Source organism: Pseudomonas sp. A39, assembly GCF_058145955.1.
This window is the reverse complement of sequence record NZ_JBYVMD010000100.1, coordinates 1-4,420: the sequence shown is the minus strand read 5'-3', so window position 1 is coordinate 4,420 and position 4,420 is coordinate 1. Positions and strand designations below refer to the sequence as shown.

Annotated in this window: 5 protein-coding genes; all 5 read left to right on the top strand. The window is 56.7% G+C overall.

Annotated features, from left to right (window positions below; all coding sequences use genetic code 11):
- Positions 1–63 precede the first annotated feature (63 nt).
- The 5 genes from ilvN to msrQ all read left to right on the top strand — a co-directional run bounded on the left by ilvN (position 64) and on the right by msrQ (position 4,319).
- Positions 64–555, top strand: a complete 492-nt coding sequence (gene ilvN / locus AC3ZU9_RS31250; RefSeq protein WP_003176102.1) for an acetolactate synthase small subunit — start codon at positions 64–66, stop codon at positions 553–555.
- A 47-nt stretch (positions 556–602) separates the two neighbouring features.
- A complete protein-coding gene (gene ilvC / locus AC3ZU9_RS31245; protein ID WP_003176099.1) occupies positions 603–1,619 on the top strand; it encodes a ketol-acid reductoisomerase in 1,017 nt (338 codons plus the stop codon).
- A gap of 145 nt (positions 1,620–1,764) precedes the next feature.
- Positions 1,765–2,622, top strand: a complete 858-nt coding sequence (gene pssA, locus AC3ZU9_RS31240) for a CDP-diacylglycerol--serine O-phosphatidyltransferase (RefSeq protein ID WP_015885888.1) — start codon at positions 1,765–1,767, stop codon at positions 2,620–2,622.
- Between the two features lie 63 nt (positions 2,623–2,685).
- A complete protein-coding gene (msrP, locus tag AC3ZU9_RS31235) occupies positions 2,686–3,699 on the top strand; it encodes a protein-methionine-sulfoxide reductase catalytic subunit MsrP (protein WP_490091779.1) in 1,014 nt (337 codons plus the stop codon).
- The gene (gene msrQ / locus AC3ZU9_RS31230) at positions 3,699–4,319 is read left to right on the top strand and encodes a protein-methionine-sulfoxide reductase heme-binding subunit MsrQ (protein ID WP_093544363.1); all 621 of its coding nucleotides are present in this window, start codon (positions 3,699–3,701) and stop codon (positions 4,317–4,319) included. The genes msrP and msrQ overlap by 1 nt, the downstream gene beginning before the upstream one ends.
- The last annotated feature ends 101 nt before the right edge of the window (positions 4,320–4,420 follow it).

Below are 4,420 nucleotides of genomic sequence, written 5' to 3'. Positions count from 1 at the left end.
GATGCAGATCAAAGACGGCTCTATGCGCGACATGTGGCTGAACAAGACGGAGCGTACTTAATCATGCGGCACATTATCTCCCTGCTTCTGGAGAACGAACCCGGCGCTCTGTCTCGTGTTGTCGGCCTGTTTTCGCAACGCAACTACAACATCGAAAGCCTGACCGTGGCCCCGACCGAAGACCCGACCCTGTCGCGCCTGACGTTGACCACCGTGGGCCACGATGAGGTGATCGAGCAGATCACCAAGAACCTCAACAAGCTGATCGAAGTGGTCAAGCTGGTCGACCTGTCGGAAAGTGCCCACATCGAGCGTGAGCTGATGCTGGTTAAGGTCAAGGCCACGGGTGCCCAACGTGCCGAGATCAAACGGACTACCGACATTTATCGCGGGCAGATCGTTGATGTGAGCGCCAGCGTTTATACCGTTCAACTGACCGGTACTAGCGACAAGCTGGACAGCTTCATCCAGTCGATCGGGACGGCCTCGATTCTGGAAACAGTACGCAGTGGTGTCACCGGGATTGCCCGTGGCGACAAAGTACTCAGCATTTAACCCAAATTAGTGAATGGCCTTACGGCCTGGATATATAGAGGAACCTCATGAAAGTTTATTACGATAAAGATTGTGACCTGTCGATCATCCAGGGCAAGAAAGTCGCCATCATCGGCTACGGTTCCCAGGGTCACGCGCAAGCTTGCAACCTGAAAGATTCCGGCGTTGACGTGACTGTTGGCCTGCGTAAAGGCTCGGCCACTGTTGCCAAGGCTGAAGCCCACGGCCTGAAAGTGACTGACGTTGCTTCCGCCGTTGCTGCTGCCGACCTGGTCATGATCCTGACCCCGGACGAGTTCCAGTCCGCGCTGTACAAGAATGAAATCGAGCCGAACATCAAGAAGGGCGCCACCCTGGCCTTCTCCCACGGCTTCGCGATCCACTACAACCAAGTAGTGCCACGCGCTGATCTCGACGTGATCATGATCGCGCCAAAAGCACCGGGCCACACCGTGCGTTCCGAGTTCGTCAAAGGCGGCGGCATCCCTGACCTGATCGCGATCTACCAGGACGCATCGGGCAACGCCAAGAACGTGGCACTGTCCTACGCTGCTGGCGTGGGTGGCGGTCGTACCGGCATCATCGAAACCACCTTCAAGGACGAGACTGAAACCGACCTGTTCGGCGAACAAGCCGTACTGTGCGGCGGTACCGTTGAGCTGGTTAAAGCCGGTTTCGAAACCCTGGTTGAAGCTGGCTACGCGCCAGAAATGGCCTACTTCGAGTGCCTGCACGAACTGAAGCTGATCGTTGACCTCATGTACGAAGGCGGTATCGCCAACATGAACTACTCGATTTCCAACAACGCCGAATACGGCGAGTACGTGACTGGCCCGGAAGTGATCAACGCCGAGTCCCGTCAGGCCATGCGCAACGCCCTGAAACGTATTCAGGACGGCGAATACGCCAAAATGTTCATCAGCGAAGGCGCTACCGGCTACCCTTCGATGACCGCCAAGCGTCGTAACAACGCCGCTCACGGTATCGAAGTCATCGGCGAGCAACTGCGCTCGATGATGCCGTGGATCGGTGCCAACAAGATCGTCGACAAAGCCAAGAACTAAGTCGAACGTATCAAGAGAAAACGCGGCTTAGGCCGCGTTTTTTCGTTTGAGGGGCGGGTTCTGGTATAAAGCTGCATCGTTTGCGGGCGAACACTCGCCGCAAGTATCTGTCGAATTTTTTTCACACCGTTGCAAGGTAAAGTCCATGAGCGAACGTCCCGAAGAGCCAAGCCAGGCTTCTGACGCCGAAAGCCTGCTGCCGATCGATGAGCATGTCGAAGAAGGGCATGACGCGGAAGGTCGCAAGGTCCGGCATCGTGGCATCTATCTGCTGCCCAACCTGTTCACCACGGCGAACCTGTTTGCCGGGTTCTATTCCATCATCAACTCCATGAGTGCCCAAAGCGCACTGGCGGCAGGTGATGCGGTGAGTGCCAGCAAGTATTTCGGTTTTGCTGCCATTGCAATCTTCGTGGCCATGGTGCTCGACGGCCTTGATGGGCGAGTGGCGCGCATGACCAACACACAGAGCGCCTTCGGAGCCGAGTACGACTCACTGTCGGACATGGTCGCGTTTGGCGTCGCCCCTGCGTTGTTGGCATTTGCCTGGGCGCTGGGCGATATGGGCAAGGTCGGCTGGATGGTTGCCTTCATCTATGTCGCCGGCGCTGCTTTGCGTCTGGCGCGCTTCAACACCCAGGTGGGAACCGCCGACAAGCGTTACTTCATCGGTCTTGCCAGCCCTGCTGCTGCGGGTGTGGTGGCGGGTATCGTCTGGGCATTCAGTGATTACGGGATCCAGGGTTCGAAGATGTCGTTCCTGGTGGCCTTGATGGTGGCTGCTGCCGGCATGCTGATGGTCAGCAACATCAAGTACAACAGCTTTAAGGAGCTGGACCTCAAGGGGCGTGTGCCTTTCGTGGCGATTCTGGCAGTGGTGCTGGTGTTCGCCGTGGTGTTCAGTGATCCTCCGCGTATTCTGTTGCTGGCGTTCCTGGTCTACGCCGCGTCGGGGCCGGTTCAGTACTTGCTGCATTTGCGCCGCGACAAAACATTGCCTTAATGTAATTTCCCCCATACTCCGCAGTCTATTGGTACATCAGTTCTCCAATGCTGCGGAGTTGCCATGTTAATCAAGTTGCCCAAAGCGTCCGATTGCCACGAGTCGGATGTCACGCCTGAATCCTTCTATCTCTCTCGCCGTAGCTTGCTCGGTGGTGCGCTTGCCGGCATTGCTGCCAGCAGCTTGCCGCGTTGGGCCAGTGCGGACGAGGCCTCGCGTTATGCCGATGTCGAGGCGGGCAGGGCGCCGGCCTGGTTTGCCGAGAAGCTGCCAGCCACAAAATGGCAGGCCATCACGGTGAAGGATGAGGCGATCACGCCCTTCAAGGACGCAACGCACTACAACAACTTCTATGAGTTCGGTACCGACAAGGGCGACCCGGCAGCGAATGCGGGCTCACTCAAGACCGAGCCTTGGAGTGTGGTTATTGATGGTGAGGTTGCGAAGCCAGGCCGCTATGCTCTGGAAGACTTCATGAAACCTTATCAGTTGGAAGAGCGGATCTACCGTCTACGCTGCGTCGAGGCGTGGTCCATGGTGATTCCCTGGATCGGTTTTCCTATCTCTGCGTTGCTCAAGCAGGTTGAGCCGACGTCCAAAGCCAAGTACATCCGTTTTGAAACCCTCCAGGACCCAAAGAGCATGCCGGGGCAGCGCTCGAGTTTTGGCTTGATCGACTGGCCTTATATAGAAGGCTTGCGTCTGGATGAGGCGATGAATCCCCTGGCGATTCTGGCGGTGGGTATGTATGGGCGCGAATTGCCTAACCAGAACGGTGCGCCGCTGCGATTGGTCGTGCCGTGGAAGTATGGCTTCAAGAGCGTGAAATCCATTGTGCGGATCAGCCTCGTGAGTGAGCAACCGAAAACCACCTGGCAAAGCATTGCCGCGGATGAGTACGGGTTCTACGCGAATGTGAACCCGACGGTCGATCACCCTCGTTGGACTCAGGCGCGGGAGCGTCGTCTGCCGAGTGGCCTGTTCAGTCCCAATGTACGTGAGACGCAGATGTTCAATGGTTACTCGGACGAGGTGGCTGCTCTTTATACCGGTCTCGATCTGCGGAAGAACTACTGATGCGTTACCCGATCTGGCGCGTTGGCGTTTTTATAGCGGCGGCGGTATGGCCGCTGTTCTGGCTCTATGAGGCATGGAGTGCTGTCCTCGGGCCGGATCCGGGCAAGGTGCTGGTAGATCGGCTGGGGCTCGGCACATTGATTCTGTTACTGATCACCCTGGCAATGACGCCACTGCAGAAGCTTAGTGGTTGGGCGGGGTGGATAGCGGTGCGCCGGCAATTGGGATTGTGGTGCTTCGCCTATGTTGTGCTGCACCTGGCTGCTTATTGTGTGTTTGTGCTTGGGTTGGACTGGTCGCAGCTGGGTGTGGAGTTGCGCAAGCGGCCTTACATTATTGTCGGGGCGCTGGGTTTCCTGTTGCTGTTGGTATTAGCGGTGACCTCTAATCGTTACAGTCAGCGCCGATTGGGCAGCCGTTGGAAAAAGCTGCATCGTCTCGTGTATGTCGTTCTGGGGCTCGGCTTGCTGCATATGTTGTGGATAGTGCGGGCTGATCTCAAGGAGTGGGCTGTCTATGCATCTATAGGTGCGCTGCTTCTGGTATTGCGGATACCCCCGGTGATGCGCCGGATTCCCCGACTTATCGCGAAAAAACCACTTTCTGCAACAAAAGCGTAATTAAGGGTTGACGGCAGATTCTGAAAGTCTATAATTCGCCCCACTTCCGGCGCAGTCGAAACGGAAAACTCCTTGGTAAACAAAGAGTTACGCAGGATTCG

Coding starts and splice junctions, on each gene's coding strand:
- ilvN (WP_003176102.1), top strand. CDS start 64: ATGCGGCACATTATCTCCCTGCTTCTGGAGAACGAACCCGGCGCTCTG.
- ilvC (WP_003176099.1), top strand. CDS start 603: ATGAAAGTTTATTACGATAAAGATTGTGACCTGTCGATCATCCAGGGC.
- pssA (WP_015885888.1), top strand. CDS start 1,765: ATGAGCGAACGTCCCGAAGAGCCAAGCCAGGCTTCTGACGCCGAAAGC.
- msrP (WP_490091779.1), top strand. CDS start 2,686: ATGTTAATCAAGTTGCCCAAAGCGTCCGATTGCCACGAGTCGGATGTC.
- msrQ (WP_093544363.1), top strand. CDS start 3,699: ATGCGTTACCCGATCTGGCGCGTTGGCGTTTTTATAGCGGCGGCGGTA.